The sequence below is a fragment of the Dulcicalothrix desertica PCC 7102 genome (genome assembly GCF_003991905.1).
Lineage (GTDB): Bacteria > Cyanobacteriota > Cyanobacteriia > Cyanobacteriales > Nostocaceae > Dulcicalothrix > Dulcicalothrix desertica.
Genome location: NZ_RSCL01000011.1, coordinates 1 through 200, shown reverse-complemented (window position 1 = coordinate 200; position 200 = coordinate 1). Strand labels below are relative to the sequence as shown.

The window sequence follows — 200 nt, the reverse complement described above, 5'->3', positions numbered from 1 at the left end:
CCGCAATTAACTCAACAGTTATGCCGTTTGACAACTCAGTCGGGTACTACTTTATTTATGACTCTGCTGGCGGCATTTGCAACTTTATTATATCGCTACAGCGGGCAATCAGATATTCTCATTGGTTCGCCGATTGCTAATCGTAATCGCAGCGAAATAGAGCCATTAATTGGCTTCTTTGTAAATACGTTAGTACTGAG

The 200-nt window shown here is 41.5% G+C and carries 1 protein-coding gene; it reads left to right on the top strand.

Translation table 11 applies throughout. The features are described 5' to 3' along the window. On the top strand, window positions 1-200 hold a 200-nt coding region (locus tag DSM106972_RS22575; protein WP_148129250.1), incomplete at both ends, for a condensation domain-containing protein.